Origin of the sequence: Photobacterium obscurum (assembly GCF_026191635.1) — a bacterium.
In the GTDB taxonomy this organism is placed as follows: domain Bacteria; phylum Pseudomonadota; class Gammaproteobacteria; order Enterobacterales; family Vibrionaceae; genus Photobacterium; species Photobacterium obscurum.
Genome location: NZ_JAKRRW010000003.1, coordinates 16,316 through 31,817 on the forward strand (window position 1 = coordinate 16,316; position 15,502 = coordinate 31,817).

A 15,502-nucleotide genomic window follows, 5' to 3' on the forward strand; every position below is an offset into this window, starting at 1 on the left:
TATGACCCGGCTTTTTTGTCTTTACGGCTAGAGCCTAAGACACATTAACTAGTGATTGAAAGCTGCCAGCCTGCTTTGGCCCAGTACTCTTGCTCCTGCCGTAAATCTGCGGCAAGCAGCTTATTGCTCTCCTCCCAGTCGCTTGGCAAGGTTAGCTGCCACTCTTCTTTCTCAGCTTGGACCGAGATGGCCGGAAGTGGATCGTCGGTGCGTTGGCCATTAAGGGCTACCGCCAGGCGCATGGTTCGGATGAGTGGGTAGAGGTGTTTGCGTTTATAAATGCTTAGCTCCGGCATCTCTTCGAGCTTCAATGCTTTGCGTTGAAAGCGAACCAGTGTGGCCAGTACGGTTTGTTGCTCGAGGTTAAAACCTGGCATTGTACAGTAACGCAATAAATAGGCTGAGTGGCGATGGAAGCCCGGGTAGCTGATACTCAGCCCGACTTCATGGAGCAATGCACCCCAACTTAGTAATGTTGAGAGTTCGGCTTTTGCTAGCCCTGGCTGAGGGGCTATTTGGTTATACAGATACTCGGCAGTCTTTTTGACTCGGGTAGCCTGAGCCATATCGACATGATATTGCTCGGCCATTGCATTGGCGGTACGGGTACGGATATCGCTGTGGCGGAACCTGTCTTCCATCTCATACAGAAGCCCTTCGCGCAGGGCTCCATCGGAGTAAATCATTTCTTCAATTTTTAGTGATTTGAAAACGGCACTGAGTATTGCAACACCGGCAGCAAATACTGGCTTGCGATCCTCGCTTAAGCCTTCGAGATCAAGCTCGTCTGCATTTTTGTAAGTCAGGATTCTTTCTGTAAGCTGGCTTAAACGCTTGCTGGTGATCACACCGTCACTATGCCCTTTGGCAACCAGCACTTCTCGGATAGCCTTGATCGTACCGGATGAACCAATGGCGCTGTCCCATCCTCGCTTACGGTATTGGCTCGCAATGCTTTCCATTTTTTGCTGGGCAGCGAGTTGGGCTGCCGACATGTTCTTACTGGTAATTTTCCCCTTGGGAAAATAGTACTGATTATAGCTAACGCATCCCATATGCTTGCTATATAGCAGGTGAGTATTAAAGTCTTCGCCAATGACTAACTCGGTACTCCCGCCGCCGATATCAACAACGAGCTTGCGGCCATTTTCTGGTTGGGTATGAGCGACACCAAGGTAGATCAGGCGAGCTTCTTCAGTACCCGGGATAATTTCGATTGGATAAGGAATTATGCTCTCGGCACGCTTGAGGAATATATGGGCATTTTGGGCCTGGCGTAGGGTATAGGTCGCGGCGATACGAACATTATCATGCTCAAAGCCCTGCAGGCGCTCAGCAAACATCGCCAAGCACTCAAGACCTCGTTGAATAGCCGCCTGATCGAGGTTTAGCTGTTTATCCAGCCCCGAGGCCAGATGAACACGCTGTTTATGGCGGCTGATAATTTGCAGGCTGTGTCCGACGACGCGGGCAACAACCATATGGAAGCTGTTTGAGCCGATATCAATCGCTGCTATTTCTCTTGGGCGTGCATTCTCAATCATTAGGCATTATCGCTCTTTTCGGCTTTTTTCTTTAGCTGCTTTTCAGACTGCTTGAGGTAATCATAGATCGCTATTTGCGAGCGGATCTTACGCCGGTTACCCCGAGGCACATATTGGTTGCTCATTTCACTGTCGATGACTCTCGCTTTTACGGTGTCTGTTAGCTGAATATTCAAAATATCGATGATTTTCTTTTTCAGAGCCGGATCATGGATAGAGCATCCGACTTCTATACGGTTATCGATATTACGGGTCATCCAGTCAGCAGAAGAGATGATGACATCGGGATCGCCGTTATTTTCGAATATCACCACACGGGGATGCTCGAGGAAACGGTCAACAATGCTGATGGCGGTAATATTATCGCTTATCCCTTTAATACCAGGGATAAGTGAGCACATTCCTCGAACAATCAGCTTAATTTCAACACCGGCACTGCTTGCCTGGTAAAGCAGGTTAATCAACCCTTTATCGACCAAGTTGTTAACCTTAAGTGTAATACCAGCTGGCAGTTTTTGCTTGGCATGGGCAATTTCCCGATCGATGAGATCATATAACCGGGAGCGTGAGTTGAGCGGTGAAACGATCAACTGCTTGAATTTGACTGGGCGATAGGGGTTTTGTATGTAGTTGAATACCTGGCGGACTTCATCGGTGATCTCTATCTGGCTGGTAAGCAGCGAAAAGTCAGTATAGATCTGGGCCGTTTTCTCGTGGAAGTTACCCGTCCCGATATGGGCATAGCGTACCAGCTCACTTCCCTCGCGGCGGGTGATTAGGCATAGCTTGGAATGGATCTTCAGCCCCGGTACTCCAAATATGACATATACCCCCGCCTCGGTAAGGCGGCGGGCCCAAACAATATTGGCTTCTTCATCAAATCTTGCCTGAAGCTCTACTACCACAGTGACCTGTTTGCCATTATTGGCCGCATCGATCATCGACTCGATAATGCGGGAGTTCTTTGCTACGCGGTAGATGCTGATTTTGATACTGCGTACCTTGGGATCATAGGCGGCCTGACGGACAAACTCGGTCATATGATTGAAGGTATGGTACGGGTAGTAGAGCAGGATATCCTGCGCTTTGATCGCCTCAAACGCATTGCGGGAACTGGTAAAATGATAGCTTTCGATTGGTGGTAGAGGCTTGTTTTCCAGATAGTTTCGCCCTACATTCGGAAAGCCGATAAAATCTTTGAAGTTATGGTAGCGGCCGCCCGGAATAATACTGTCGTAGCTCGATACTTTCAGTAGTCCGCACAAAACGTCGATCATCTCGCCCGGCATATCCCGTTGGTAGACAAAGCGTACCGGCATCGCTGTTAACCTCTGGTTCAACCCCTCCGACATTTGTTCAAGCAAGCTGTGCTCTACTTCTAATCCGAGATCATATTCGGCATCACGGGTCATTTTCATCGAGTAGGCGGCAAGACTGTCATATTCAAAAAAGCCGCTAAAAATGTCATCAAGACAGAAGCGGATAATGTTATCCAGAAGGATCAGTGTCTTGTGACGTTTCCCCTTGGCCTCGGGGAGCAGAATAAAGCGAGGGAGCTGATCGGTGGGGATCTCTATTAGGGCATAGCCTTTTTTATCTCCCTGCTGCATTTCAACCGCGAGGTAGGAGTATTCATCCTTGAGGAAGTTGAGCAGATCGATATCTTCGGTAAGAAGGATAGGCATGATATGAGGCAGAATAGCATTACGAAAATATTTCCGTAGCCAAATCTGCTGGCGATTATCAAGCTGTTGGTCATTGACCAAAAAAATATGGCGCCTAGCCATCTCCAGCAAGATCTCGTTATAAAGGGTATCGAAATCTTGGTTTAACTTAAGCACCCGGCTTTGTATTTTACTGAGCAGGTGCTTGGCACGATCGTCGCCGCCTTGTTCTTCGTTGATCAGGATCCGGCGTTTGACATCGGCAAAGCGTACTTTGTAAAACTCATCGGTATTGCTGGAAAAGATACCGAGAAAGCGTACTCGCTCAATGAGCGGCACCGATTTGTCTGCCGCTTCCTGGAGTACACGTTCGTTGAATGATAGCCAACTGAGTTCCTTTTCAATATAGAGGGATTCCGTGTTCATTGCTGTCCTACTGCTGAAGCGAGGTACCTAGGCTATTGGACTGTCATGGATATCAACTGTGAGATCATCTGCTAACTTTTCCAGTTCTTCCTGAATAACACCAAGATTTAGTTCTGATGGCAATTCGAGCTGAAAGTGTGCGGTGAAAATGGGGTAACCCCAGTTGGGAGCACTCTGGGTATCGGTTTTTAGCTTGTTGATATTGATCCCCAACTGATTGAGCTGACGGGTCACCTCCTTGACAATCCCCGGACGGTCATTGCCGGTAACGGTCAAATAGTGAAGTGCTATCGATGGGGCACTTTTACTTTCATCCTCAACGATGTGAATTTGGAGCTCATCGATATGGGACAGAGCTTGGCCTAATACGGGAATATACTGGGAGGCGACTTCAACCTGCAGGATCCCGGCGAATTGCCCGGCAAGTTTGCTTAGGCTGCTGGCAAGCCAGTTTCCATGGTTCTGGTAAACCGTGTCAGAGAGGACCTCGACGAGGCCGGGACGATCTTTACCGATGACAGTAATAATGAGGTGCTTCATAACGACTTCCTTTTTCGTAATAGGCTTGTTCATTATGTGACCAAGAGCCTAAACTGTCCAGATACAGATATTGCATGCCGCTGAAATCTGTGCGAGGTCATAATTACTTAAATATAGTGATATTTTATTAAAAGGTTATAACACTCGATGGAATTGCCCCAAGTAATACCATGGCGTGTCATTATTTAGTCTACCTGCAAGGAAATGAGTTAGTCGGGGATAAATGAAAGGAGTATTGGCCTGAGCCCTAGCGGCTGTCATATAATTGTCATCTAAAAGAAATATTATTGATAAACGTATAAAATTTTTGAGGTAATAATGGCAGACGCCAGTGCATTTTTGAGCGGAGACAGTCCTGGCCGTCGGGTAAAAGACAAACTCGCACGCTATGGAGTGACTGCTGGCGGTATTTTTGTCCTTATTACTTTAGTGCTCATTTTCTTCTATTTGCTTTATGTCATTATGCCGATTTTCGCCTCGGTCAAAGTGACGCCTCAGCAAGCCTTTTCTCTGACATTTACTGACCAACCGGCCGCTATTCATCTCAGTGAGCAAAATGATATCGCTTACCGATTGTCGCGCCAGGGTAAGCTGAGTTTTATTCGCCTGGCTTCGCCGCAGCCTGGTGAGCTGATTAGCCAACATCGGATTATAGCCAATCCCGCGAGCTTTGCCCGAACCTTGCCCCGTGAAGAGATATTTGCCTACGGTGGTCGCTCTGGAGAGGTGGTAGTGTTTAAGCCGATGTTTCGAGTAACCTTCTCTGACAATAAGAGGCTTACGACCCCTGAAATTGCCTACCCACTTGGGCAGCAGTCTATTCAACTTGATCCCGAAGCTCAGCCTATTACTCAACTGGCGGTGTCGCTGCGTAGTGATCGGGCTTTAGTGATAGGTGTGACTGCCGATCATCGAGTAAGGGCGATGATTTTCCGTCATCAAGAAAACCTGCTCGGTCAGGAGTCAGCCTGGCTGTCTCAGTCATTTGTGATCAATGGATTGCCGGATGAACTCAGTACTCTAGCGGTTACGCCTGACGGACGAACCCTGTATGCCATGAGTGGCGAGAGCCTTTATGTCGTGACACTCGACGGTGAGAACTCAACAGTACGGGATGTAGTTGATGTCAGTACCGCTAAGGGAATACCGCAACAGCTGACATTGTTGTCGGGAGCAAATTCCCTGTTGATCACGACCAGTGACAATGTCGTTTCACAATGGTTTGAAGTATTGCGGGAGGGCAAACGTACACTGGTCAATGCCCGCAGCTTTAGTTTAACTGACAGCCCTGTTGTTCAGCTTGCTCCGGAGTATGCTCGGAAAGGTTTTTTTGCCGTTCAGCAAGACGGTACGTTATCGGCTTATTACACGTCGGTCAAAGGCCATATTTATCGTGAGTCATTGCCTGGAAATCCCCCTGACTGGCTTTCTATTTCACCTCGTGCGGATAGATTACTGACCGTCGATGATAATGAATGGCAGCTATATAAGGTTGATAATCGTCATCCAGAAATCGGCTTTGCATCTCTTTGGCAGAAGATCTGGTATGAAGGCTATCCCGAACCTGAATTTGTCTGGCAGTCGACCTCTGCCACTGACGAGTTTGAACCGAAGCTTAGCTTGGTTCCTGTTGTTTTTGGTACGTTGAAAGCGGCTGTTTACGCGATGTTTTTTGCCATTCCGATGGCATTGGCCGGGGCGATTTATACTGCCTACTTTATGTCATCGAAAATGCGTAGGTTTATCAAACCGACAGTTGAGATTATGGAGGCTTTGCCAACGGTTATTCTCGGCTTTTTGGCCGGGATTTGGTTGGCTCCGATAGTGGAAGAGTACCTACCGGGTATTGTACTGATCATTGTGATGTTTCCACTGACCATGTTGCTGGTGGGGGTTGGTTGGTCGCTATTGCCAGGGCAATGGCGGCACCGGTTGCCGAATGGTTTCCATATTATCTTGCTGATGCCGATGATAATGCTGCTCGGCTATGGTTGTCTTGAAATGAGTCCGTACCTAGAGCAGTGGTTATTTGCCGGTGATATGCGTATCTACCTCACCAATGAGTGGGGGTTCGGTTTCGATCAGCGCAATACGCTGGTGGTCGGCATTGCGATGGGCTTTGCTGTGATCCCGACGATTTTCTCGATTGCCGAAGATGCTATTTTCTCGGTACCGGGGCACCTGACCAGCGGTTCGCTGGCGCTGGGAGCTACCCATTGGCAGACCCTGACCCGCGTCGTGTTGCTGACGGCGAGCCCGGGGATTTTCTCGGCGATTATGATGGGGCTGGGGCGCGCTGTGGGTGAAACCATGATTGTACTCATGGCAACGGGGAATACCCCGATTATGGACTGGAACGTACTGGAAGGTTTGCGGACCTTGTCGGCGACAATTGCCATTGAGATGCCCGAAACCGAAGTGGGTAGTTCGCATTATCGGGTGTTGTTTCTTGCTGCGTTTGTTTTGTTTGTGTTTACGTTTTTCTTCAACACCATTGCAGAGCTTGTCCGCCAGCGGTTACGAGAGAAGTACAGTTCTCTTTAGTATGAATTTTTATTGTCGGCTAACAGATAAATGATGGGAAATTGGTTTAGATCAGGCTCGCCGTGGATATGGTTGACTGCAGGCGCGGTAAGCCTGAGCTTGGTTGCCGTATTAGGTTTGATATTACTGATAGGCTGGAAAGGTTTGAGTTACTTCTGGCCGGCACCCGTGTATCAATTTGATGTTGATCTTAATGGTCAGAAGCAGGTCATTATTGGTGAGATTTACGAGCAAAAATCAATCTCGGTAAAGCAGTTGGCTGAAGCTGGAGTTGATGTCTCTGCAATGGAAGGTGAGCGAGTCACGCGTTACCTGATCAAAACAGGCAACCGGGAACGGGTGGCGCTGGACTTTATTACCTTGCTTGAAACCCAAATTGACAGCCAAACGCTGGCCAATGAGATTGCGGTGATTGACCGAGTGAAAAACGGTAAATTCTACGGTTATCCTATTAGCTTTATCGATGATGGGGTGAGCAAGGATCTGACAGCTTTGCCGCAGGGGCTGATGGAAGCGGCTCAGGTCAGAAAAGAGATAAAGCTGCTGCAGCAGACCGAGATAGCATCGATTAACTATCAGTTGGAACAGTTGCGGCAACAGGAACGCAGACTTGGTATTCAGCCGGAATTAACGCTTCAGCACCAGCGGTTAGAGCAAGAGTACCTCCAGTTAGAGCAGCGTTTGTTTAGCTTGCGACTGTTGCTTGAAAAAGATGCCTTGCTGGTACGCGATATGGCGGGGACAACCGTCTCTTTACCACTCGAGCAAATATTGGATATCTGGTATCCGAATAACCTCTCCTTCGCAGGAAAGATCGTGCACTGGGGGCGACAGATTGGAAAGTTTGTTAGCGATGATCCCCGGGAAGCGAATACTGAAGGGGGGGTGTTTCCGGCTATTTTTGGTACCGTGTTCATGGTATTGCTGATGAGTGTGATTGTCACCCCGCTTGGGGTGATGGCGGCTATCTACTTGCATGAGTATGCGGGAAAGAATAGCTTTACCAAACTGATCCGGGTCGCGGTAATTAACTTAGCTGGTGTACCATCAATTGTTTACGGCGTATTTGGTCTTGGCTTCTTCGTTTATATGGTGGGCGGAACGCTTGACGAGATCTTTTTCTCTGATCAGCTGCCAGCTCCGACATTTGGTACGCCGGGGATATTATGGTCGGCACTGACGTTAGCGATCCTGACCTTGCCGGTGGTGATTGTCTCGACTGAAGAGGGGTTGGCACGGATCCCGAACTCGGTGCGTCATGGTTCTCTGGCGCTGGGGGCAACCCAGGCGGAAACGCTTTGGCGCATTGTGCTGCCGATGGCCAGCCCGGCGATTATGACCGGACTGATTCTGGCTGTTGCCAGGGCCGCGGGTGAAGTTGCTCCGCTCATGCTGGTCGGTGTGGTGAAGATGGCCCCGAGCCTGCCGGTCGATAGCCATTTCCCCTATTTACATTTAGACCGCAAGTTCATGCACCTTGGCTATCATATCTATGATGTCGGTTTTCAAAGCCCGAATGTAGAAGCCGCCCGTCCGCTGGTGTATGCGACCTCATTTTTGCTGGTGACGGTGATCGTCGGGCTGAACCTGACGGCCATTGGTATCCGAAACCATTTGCGGGAGAAGTACCGCTCTTTGGAACAATAACGAGACTTAGGAAGTTACATGTTTTCAATCAACTCGACCATGGGCCTATTTCAGCCGGTAGACTTAGCCTCGTTACCCGAAGAGAAGACTGCAATGTCGATTGAAGGGCTTGATTTGCATTATGGCAACCATCAGGCACTGTTTAATATCAACATGCGGATTGCCAAAGGGCAGGTAACCTCGTTTATCGGCCCGTCGGGCTGTGGCAAGTCAACCTTGCTGCGCTGTATCAACCGGATGAATGAGCTGGTGGAAGGCTGCCGGGTTGAGGGTAAGATCATGCTGCATGGCCAGAATATTTATAGCAATCAGGTCGATGTCGCTGCGTTGCGCCGCCGGGTAGGGATGGTGTTTCAGCGCCCGAATCCGTTTCCGAAATCAATTTATGAAAACGTGGTTTATGGCTTGCGTCTTCAGGGGATCAAAGATCTCCGGGTACTGGATGATGCAGTCGAAAACTCCCTGCGTGGTGCTGCGCTGTGGGATGAAGTGAAAGATCGTCTGCATGAAAATGCCTTTGGTTTGTCTGGCGGGCAGCAACAGCGCCTGGTGATTGCCCGTGCTATTGCCATCGAGCCAGAGGTCTTGCTGCTGGACGAGCCAACCTCGGCGCTGGATCCGATCTCGACGCTCACGATTGAAGAGTTGATCAATGAGCTAAAAACCAAATATACGGTGATTATTGTAACCCACAATATGCAGCAGGCCGCTCGGGTGTCGGATAACACTGCATTCATGCATATGGGGGAATTGGTAGAATATGCCAATACCAACGATATTTTTACCACTCCAAAAGAAAAACGTACTGAAGATTACATTACTGGCCGATACGGTTAAGGAATCAGAACATGTTGGATAATTTAAGTCTTGGCCGACATATTTCCGGCCAGTTTAACGCCGAGCTGGAAAGCATTCGTACCCATGTGTTGGCGATGGGCGGGCTGGTGGAGCAGCAGTTGGCTGATGCCCTGAAGGCAATGCACAAACAAGATGCCGAGCTGGCCAAGCGGGTGATTAAAGATGATCACAAGGTCAATGCGATGGAAGTGGCGATCGATGAAGCCTGTACCCGGATTATTGCCAAGCGCCAGCCAACGGCCAGTGATTTGCGCTTGGTGATCGCAATTATCAAGACGATTACCGACCTGGAGCGTATTGGTGACGTTGCCGAGAGCATTGCCAAAGTGGCGCTGGAGAATTTCACCAACAGGCAATATAACCTGCTGGTGTCACTGGAAGCGTTGGGGCAGCATGCGGTAAGAATGCTGCATGAGGTGCTCGATGCCTTTGCCCGGATGGATGTCAAAGCGGCGATTGCCGTCTACCAGGAAGACGATCGCATTGACCGTGAGTATGAGGCAATTATTCGCCAGCTAATGACTTACATGATGGAAGACCCGCGCTCTATTCCCAATGTGCTGCAGGTCATGTGGTCGGCCCGTTCAATCGAGCGGGTCGGGGATCGTTGCCAGAATATCTGCGAGTACATTATCTATTTCGTCAAAGGCAAAGATATTCGTCACACCAGCCAGGAAGAGATTGAGAATATTCTGAAATAGCTTAATCCTTGTCAAACCGATCCGGAACAAATGTCTGGCTGTCTGCAGGAGCCCGAACATAGCCTTCTTTATTGACCTCCGGTAGTTCGATATGCGGGTAGTGGATCTCTTCATAAGGAATGTGGGATAGCAAGTGTGAAATGCAATTAATCCGGGCTTTCTTTTTATTGTCGGCGTTAACTACCCACCACGGGCACTGCTTGGTATCGGTATAGGCAAACATGCGATCTTTCGCGGCGGAATATTCTGCCCAGCGGTCACGAGAATCAAGATCCATGGGGCTAAATTTCCAGCGTTTTATCGGGGTATGGATCCGTTCTAGAAATCGGCTTTCCTGCACTTCGTCAGAAACCGAGAACCAGTACTTCAGTAGGATAATGCCAGAACGTTGTAGCATGCGTTCAAATTCAGGGCATGAGCGAAGAAATTCTTCATACTCTTCATCGGTACAGAAGCCCATGACTTTTTCGACCCCGGCGCGGTTGTACCAGCTGCGGTCAAACAGTACTAGTTCGCCGGCAGAAGGAAGGTGGGCGACATAGCGCTGAAAGTACCATTGGGTTCTTTCTTTTTCGGTCGGTTTTGGCAAGGCGGCGATACGGCAAACCCGAGGATTGAGTTTTTCGATGATCCGTTTAATCACCCCGCCTTTCCCGGCTGCATCCCGGCCTTCAAAAATAACAGCCACTTTCAGCCCGCGGTGCTTAATCCATTCCTGCAGTTTGACTAGCTCAACCTGCAAACGCTCGAGCTCTTTTTCGTAGTCTTTCTTTTTGAGTTTCTTGTCGTGATGGGTAATGGCCATACCATACTCCGTCTCTTGGAACCTTCATTGAATTTCTTGTTTAATAGTAATGCCATATCGGAGTGATGACGAATTTAGTCTCTCTCCCATGATATCTTCTAGCAGAACAACACCAAGATGATTCTTTTATCGAGATATTAATTGTCATATAAATTTTTAAGTTGATAACTATTTGTATTAACTCTAATTGAACGCCGTGCTATTTTGTGCTCTTATGTGTCTGGTTGCGCTGGTGTTCATTGTCAGCGCCTCGTTTGGATACAAAGAACAAATACAATAATTAAGGACAGAAGATGTACAAATTAGCATCAGGACTTTTAACATGCCTGGTCTTGGCGGGTTGTAACAGCGGCGGGAGCGATGACAAGTTCTCAAAAATTGATGTAACCACAGCACAGAGCTGCCCATCAAATATGACTTGTGGCTTTATGTCGGCACCTAAAAGCTATGAGGATGGATCCAGTGAAATGGTTGAAATCTATTATGGTGTTCACAAGGCACTGGATCCGGCTAACCGCATTGGTGCGTTGATCCTTAACTTTGGAGGCCCTAGTGCTGAGGCTGTTCTTGGGGCTTCATCGATGGCGAGTTACGCATTACCCAAGGAAATTCTGAATCGCTTTGATATTGTCGGTATAGATCCCCGCGGTACAGGGCAGAGTGCTTTTGCCAAAGAGCTAACAGAATGTGCTGTTGCTGAATATAGAGGTGAAGGTGATTGTAATTCGACTTATCAACAAGTGGCACCTTACTTGGGCAGTAATACGGTTGTGAAAGATATTGATCGACTTCGAGAATTGCTTGGTGACGACAAGTTAACGTTCTTAGGTTACTCATACGGTACCCGTCTTGGTTCTTTATACGCCAAGACATTCCCTGATAATGTCCGTGCTATTGTATTAGATTCTCCAATGTCACCGACGAATGCGAACAATGTTGAAATTCGTGTTGGTAACACTGCTGGTTATGAAAAAATTGCAGACTTCCGGTTAGGCCACGATATTTCCCGTAATAATCGTTATCAGGATATTGTCGATAGTCTTTTTACTGGTCCGGATTATTCGTATCGTGCTAATGACGATACCCTGAGTTTAAAGGACGGGATATCAACATTAAACCTTACGGTAGCAAGAGAGCCATCTGGTGATTGGCAGGATATTGAATCTGGTCTTGTTAAGTTGCTAGATGAAGACTCTGTTTCTGCTCTGAATTGGTCTCTTCTACTTAAGTCGGGTGGTACTGGCTCCGTTTCTGATTCTGAATTGTATGATCAACTCAGAGGTAACGCACTATTCAAAGCGGTGGTTTGCACTGATGAAAGAGCTCCTTTGACGGATAGCGAAATTGAGGCAACAGAGAGTCGCTATACGCAGGCTTCTTCATTATATGGTTTATTGACTTACCACCAGACTGCAGAGTTGTGTAAGGGCTGGTCAGCACAGCGTGATCCAATTCCTGCGGTCACTGATATGGAGGCAGCCTTGGGAGGCCAGCAAATCCTAATCATCGGTGGTCAGTACGATCCGGCAACGCCTTATGTGTGGGCAGAAGAAATGGCGGCCAATTTCGGGGCGTCGGCTTCGTTGGTTACCGTTGATAACTATGTCGATCATGGCTTTAGCTACAGCGGAATTGGCTGTATCGATAAAAATACCACGGCTTATCTGCTTGACCCGGATTACAAGATTGCAGAGCAGACTTGTAATGCGCCTGTATCCACGTTTGGCAAGTCTTTTGCGATTGCACCGGGTGTTCCGCATCCAGCAAAAGATGTTATAGGCTGGTAATACTATTGGTCGCAATTGATATCTAAAATAGAGCCTGCTTTGTAGGCTCTTGTCTATCGGCAAGCAACAGCATGGATAACAGCAGCAACCTTCTCCGCTGAAGTGACGGGAATACTGAAATCGTCAACATCAGCATTGCCCATATGGGCCTGAGAGGCATAGGTAATCATATTGCTTGGGCGGGTGCTTTTACCTGACAGGTGTACTTCGTGCACGTTGGATTTCTGAATAATCTCGGCAACATTATCAGCGGTCACGCCAGCCCCGGCCATAATACTGAGTTTATTGCCACAATAGTCAACCATTCGTCTCAGCATCTCAGCGCCATCCAAGGCACTGGCTTCAAGCCCTGATGTTAACACCCGCTCGCAGCCCGCAGACATAATGCTTTCCAGTGCTTCAAAAGGCTCTGGACATTGGTCAATTGCGCGGTGGAAAGTAACCCCAAGACTCCCCGCTTCTTTGATAAGGCTGCGGAGGATCACTGAATCGACTTGGCCCTGGGCATTTAATACGCCCACGACGACGCCCTGTAATCCTGCTTTTTTTACCGCATAAATATCGGCGAGCATGATCTCGACATCTTGGTCGGAAAACAGGAAGTCGCCCTGACGGGGACGGATCATGGCATAGACCGGAATGGAGGCATGCTTGGCAGCTAATTGCATCAGGCCGAAATTGGGTGTCAGCCCACCGAGGGCAAGAGACGAGCACAGTTCAATTCGGGTTGCGCCGCCCTGTTGGGCATAGTGTAACGATTCGATGTTGTCGATGCAGACTTCAATATTGGTGATCATGATTATACGGAACAGTTGGGAAGGTGTTTGCAGTGTAATTCATCGCACAAGCAGTGGCGATATGGGAGCTTAAGATAATGTGATGGGATTCAAGGGACACACTCTAGAACCTAAATCCAGGTTCATTTTGATAGGGGAGTATAGTGTGAGGGAGGGTACGCAGATAAAAAAAGGGCCCGGTGGTCCGGGCCTCATCATTTTTTTTTGCCTATTGGCTGACTTTGGCTTTACGCTATTGCGTTTGTTGCCTCAACACCGTGAGCATGGTGTTGTTAACTCTTCAGAAGGTGAAGAATTATAGGTCTGCAGTGTGCTCAGATAGGTAGTCAGCAACGCCTTTTGGAGATGCATCCATACCTGCTTTACCTTCTTCCCACTGTGCTGGGCAAACTTCACCGTTTTTCTGGTGGAAGTTTAGCGCGTCAACCATACGTAGCATTTCGTCGATGTTACGGCCTAGAGGTAGGTCGTTAACTACTTGGTGACGTACAAGGCCATCTTCGTCGATTAGGAAAGAGCCGCGGAAAGCAACGCCTGCTTCTGGATGCTCTACATCGTACGCTTTGCAGATTTCGTGCTTAACGTCAGCGATTAGAGGGTACTTAACCTGACCGATACCGCCGTCTTCAACAGCAGTGTTACGCCATGCATTGTGAGAGAACTGAGAATCGATAGAAACGCCAATTACTTCAACGCCTTTAGCTTGGAAGTCTTCGAAACGCTTGTCAAAAGCGATTAGCTCAGATGGGCAAACAAAAGTGAAGTCTAGTGGGTAAAAGAAAACTACCGCTTTTTTACCTTTAGTGAACTCTGCGAAGTTGAAGTTATCAACGATTTCGCCGTTACCTAGAACAGCTGCAGCAGTAAAATCTGGGGCTTGACGACCTACTAGTACCATTTTGGTGCTCCTAAAATATTCGGTTTGTTGCCGACCGTTTCGGTTGGCTCCGTGTTTGGACGAGACAAACTATAGCGAAACTGTTAGATTGGAAAAAGCGGAATAAATAGATTGATGTAATCGAAAAATACGATGAACAAATTTCCTTCTCTGAAACAGCTGCATTATCTCGTTACTTTGTTTGAAACCCGACACTTTGGTGAGGCGGCCAAGAAATGCTTTGTTAGTCAGTCGACACTGAGTTCTGGTGTCCAGAACCTTGAAGAATTAATTGGTTGTCAGCTTATCGAGCGGGACAACAAATCGCTGGTATTCACCTCTATGGGTGAGGATGTCGTGGTTCGCAGCCGTGAGTTGCTGGCCCGAAGCCAGGACTTGATGGAACTGTCGAACTGTACCGGCGACGGTATGGATGGCCAGTTACGGGTTGGCTGCATCCCGACGATTGCCCCTTTCCTTCTGTGCGACTTAGTACAGGAGGTCAATCGCCTGCATCCGAATCTGAACTTGTTGCTACGCGAAGATACAACAACCAATTTATTGGCGGCATTGCGCAATGGCGAAATGGATGTACTGATCTTGGCATTGCCGGTCGAGATTAACGGCATGCATAGCCAATGTGTAGGGCGCGATGCATTTAAAATGGTGATTAGCAAAAACCAGGCTGAAAATGTCAATGTTCCTCTTCGTTACGCCGATTTGCCTGATGAGTCGGTCTTTCTATTAGAAAAGGAGCACTGCCTGACAGACCACGCTGTTTCTGCCTGTAAGCTAACGACTAAAGAGAAGATCAACCCGTTTACCGCGACCAGTTTACATACCTTAGTTCAAATGGTTGCAAACGGATTGGGTACCACTTTTATTCCACAGATGGCGATTGAGCACGGGTTGCTGGATAACCAGAACTTGGTGGTTATTGAACCTCCAGGCCAGGAAGCTTACCGTGAAATTGGCTTAGTCTGGCGTCCGACATCAAGCCGCGTTCGTACCTTCAATCGGCTTGCCGAGATTGTTGAGGGGCTTTTATAGCCGTTTCGACAGTGTGCTGGCAGATTTTCCATTCTGTCAGCACTTTATTCTACCCTGCCTTTTTATTTCAGTGTTTTCAAATAGCTACTTCCCGACAAGAAAGCTGCCGTTTTGTTGATTTATTCTGTTTCGCTTTGCGAATAAATGAAACTGATTGAGTAGCTTTACTTCTTTTCTACCGTATAAATTATAACCATGCAAAGGGTTTAACTGCTTGTTATTTAAGTATCACCTGCCGCGATAAAATCCTTTCATATGTTTG

At 48.1% G+C, this 15,502-nt stretch carries 12 protein-coding genes; 6 read left to right on the forward strand and 6 right to left on the reverse strand.

Annotated elements, in window-relative coordinates; all coding sequences use genetic code 11:
* Window positions 1-44: 44 nt before the first annotated feature.
* The 3 genes from ppx to MD588_RS04255 are packed head-to-tail and all read right to left on the reverse strand — an operon-like array spanning window position 45 to window position 4,174.
* Window positions 45-1,544 carry an exopolyphosphatase gene (gene ppx / locus MD588_RS04245; protein WP_265695647.1) on the reverse strand — a complete coding sequence of 500 codons (1,500 nt, stop codon included), beginning with the start codon at window positions 1,542-1,544 and terminating at the stop codon, window positions 45-47.
* The gene (ppk1, locus tag MD588_RS04250; RefSeq protein WP_265695648.1) at window positions 1,544-3,634 is read right to left on the reverse strand and encodes a polyphosphate kinase 1; all 2,091 of its coding nucleotides are present in this window, start codon (window positions 3,632-3,634) and stop codon (window positions 1,544-1,546) included. The genes ppx and ppk1 overlap by 1 nt, the downstream gene beginning before the upstream one ends.
* A 27-nt stretch (window positions 3,635-3,661) precedes the next feature.
* Window positions 3,662-4,174, reverse strand: coding sequence for a glycine cleavage system protein R (locus MD588_RS04255; protein ID WP_265695649.1), 513 nt, complete (start codon window positions 4,172-4,174; stop codon window positions 3,662-3,664).
* A 318-nt stretch (window positions 4,175-4,492) separates the two neighbouring features.
* Between MD588_RS04255 and MD588_RS04260 the strand changes: the two genes are divergently transcribed.
* From MD588_RS04260 to phoU, 4 genes are read left to right on the forward strand one after another with little or no spacing between them, the layout of a single operon-like run.
* Window positions 4,493-6,718 (forward strand): ABC transporter permease subunit, encoded by a 2,226-nt coding sequence (locus tag MD588_RS04260; RefSeq protein ID WP_265695650.1) that lies wholly within the window; start codon window positions 4,493-4,495, stop codon window positions 6,716-6,718.
* 33 nt (window positions 6,719-6,751) lie between these two features.
* The gene (gene pstA, locus MD588_RS04265; RefSeq protein WP_265695651.1) at window positions 6,752-8,365 is read left to right on the forward strand and encodes a phosphate ABC transporter permease PstA; all 1,614 of its coding nucleotides are present in this window, start codon (window positions 6,752-6,754) and stop codon (window positions 8,363-8,365) included.
* Window positions 8,366-8,383: 18 nt separating this feature from the next.
* Window positions 8,384-9,202 carry a phosphate ABC transporter ATP-binding protein PstB gene (pstB, locus tag MD588_RS04270; RefSeq protein ID WP_265695652.1) on the forward strand — a complete coding sequence of 273 codons (819 nt, stop codon included), beginning with the start codon at window positions 8,384-8,386 and terminating at the stop codon, window positions 9,200-9,202.
* An 11-nt stretch (window positions 9,203-9,213) separates the two neighbouring features.
* On the forward strand, window positions 9,214-9,924 hold the full coding sequence (gene phoU / locus MD588_RS04275; RefSeq protein ID WP_265695653.1) for a phosphate signaling complex protein PhoU: 711 nt from the start codon (window positions 9,214-9,216) through the stop codon (window positions 9,922-9,924).
* A gap of 1 nt (window position 9,925) precedes the next feature.
* Here phoU and ppk2 read toward each other — a convergent pair whose 3' ends face one another.
* Complete coding sequence (gene ppk2, locus MD588_RS04280) at window positions 9,926-10,729, reverse strand: polyphosphate kinase 2 (protein ID WP_265695654.1); 804 nt, start codon at window positions 10,727-10,729, stop codon at window positions 9,926-9,928.
* Between the two features lie 293 nt (window positions 10,730-11,022).
* Here ppk2 and MD588_RS04285 point away from each other — a divergent pair, with 293 nt between their 5' ends.
* On the forward strand, window positions 11,023-12,516 hold the full coding sequence (locus MD588_RS04285; RefSeq protein WP_265695655.1) for an alpha/beta hydrolase: 1,494 nt from the start codon (window positions 11,023-11,025) through the stop codon (window positions 12,514-12,516).
* 53 nt (window positions 12,517-12,569) lie between these two features.
* On the opposite strand, the gene MD588_RS04290 is transcribed toward MD588_RS04285, so the two are convergent.
* Both MD588_RS04290 and MD588_RS04295 read right to left on the reverse strand, forming a co-directional pair.
* Window positions 12,570-13,313, reverse strand: coding sequence for a copper homeostasis protein CutC (locus tag MD588_RS04290; protein ID WP_265695656.1), 744 nt, complete (start codon window positions 13,311-13,313; stop codon window positions 12,570-12,572).
* A gap of 295 nt (window positions 13,314-13,608) precedes the next feature.
* Window positions 13,609-14,211, reverse strand: a complete 603-nt coding sequence (locus MD588_RS04295; RefSeq protein WP_265695657.1) for a peroxiredoxin C — start codon at window positions 14,209-14,211, stop codon at window positions 13,609-13,611.
* Between the two features lie 132 nt (window positions 14,212-14,343).
* On the opposite strand from MD588_RS04295, the gene MD588_RS04300 reads away from it, so the two are divergent.
* Complete coding sequence (locus MD588_RS04300) at window positions 14,344-15,240, forward strand: hydrogen peroxide-inducible genes activator (protein ID WP_265695658.1); 897 nt, start codon at window positions 14,344-14,346, stop codon at window positions 15,238-15,240.
* Window positions 15,241-15,502: the final 262 nt, after the last annotated feature.

Coding starts and splice junctions, on each gene's coding strand:
- ppx (WP_265695647.1), bottom strand. CDS start 1,544: ATGATTGAGAATGCACGCCCAAGAGAAATAGCAGCGATTGATATCGGC.
- ppk1 (WP_265695648.1), bottom strand. CDS start 3,634: ATGAACACGGAATCCCTCTATATTGAAAAGGAACTCAGTTGGCTATCA.
- MD588_RS04255 (WP_265695649.1), bottom strand. CDS start 4,174: ATGAAGCACCTCATTATTACTGTCATCGGTAAAGATCGTCCCGGCCTC.
- MD588_RS04260 (WP_265695650.1), top strand. CDS start 4,493: ATGGCAGACGCCAGTGCATTTTTGAGCGGAGACAGTCCTGGCCGTCGG.
- pstA (WP_265695651.1), top strand. CDS start 6,752: ATGGGAAATTGGTTTAGATCAGGCTCGCCGTGGATATGGTTGACTGCA.
- pstB (WP_265695652.1), top strand. CDS start 8,384: ATGTTTTCAATCAACTCGACCATGGGCCTATTTCAGCCGGTAGACTTA.
- phoU (WP_265695653.1), top strand. CDS start 9,214: ATGTTGGATAATTTAAGTCTTGGCCGACATATTTCCGGCCAGTTTAAC.
- ppk2 (WP_265695654.1), bottom strand. CDS start 10,729: ATGGCCATTACCCATCACGACAAGAAACTCAAAAAGAAAGACTACGAA.
- MD588_RS04285 (WP_265695655.1), top strand. CDS start 11,023: ATGTACAAATTAGCATCAGGACTTTTAACATGCCTGGTCTTGGCGGGT.
- MD588_RS04290 (WP_265695656.1), bottom strand. CDS start 13,313: ATGATCACCAATATTGAAGTCTGCATCGACAACATCGAATCGTTACAC.
- MD588_RS04295 (WP_265695657.1), bottom strand. CDS start 14,211: ATGGTACTAGTAGGTCGTCAAGCCCCAGATTTTACTGCTGCAGCTGTT.
- MD588_RS04300 (WP_265695658.1), top strand. CDS start 14,344: ATGAACAAATTTCCTTCTCTGAAACAGCTGCATTATCTCGTTACTTTG.